This window comes from Mesorhizobium sp. GbtcB19 (genome assembly GCF_019091085.1).
Classification (GTDB): domain Bacteria; phylum Pseudomonadota; class Alphaproteobacteria; order Rhizobiales; family Rhizobiaceae; genus Mesorhizobium.
The window spans coordinates 1-258 of sequence record NZ_JAGXJY010000312.1; the positions used below are offsets into that span (position 1 = coordinate 1).

Genomic DNA, 258 nt, shown 5'->3' on the forward strand with positions numbered 1-258 from the left:
GGACGAGAGCGCGCCCTGCGCATGTGTGGCGCCGGGGTTCCCCATCGCCCCCATATTGGTGCACTGGTCGCCCGGCCCGACGAACAGAACGTCGCCGGCGTCGACCGCCGCGATCGCGGCGGCATTGGCGCCGCCTGTCTCGTCCTCGATCTGGCCCGCAAGCGGCTGCTGCTCGCGCCCTTTCGCAGGATAGCCGCGGTGGCGGCCGAAGGCGGGGGCGCGGGGGCCGGCCGAGGAGCCGGGGAGGCCGCCCGGAGC

Annotated in this window: 1 protein-coding gene; it reads right to left on the minus strand. The window is 76.0% G+C overall.

Translation table 11 applies throughout. From position 1 onward, the window contains the following. On the minus strand, nt 1-258 hold a 258-nt coding region (locus KVT37_RS32385), incomplete at both ends, for an aldolase/citrate lyase family protein (protein ID WP_254634402.1).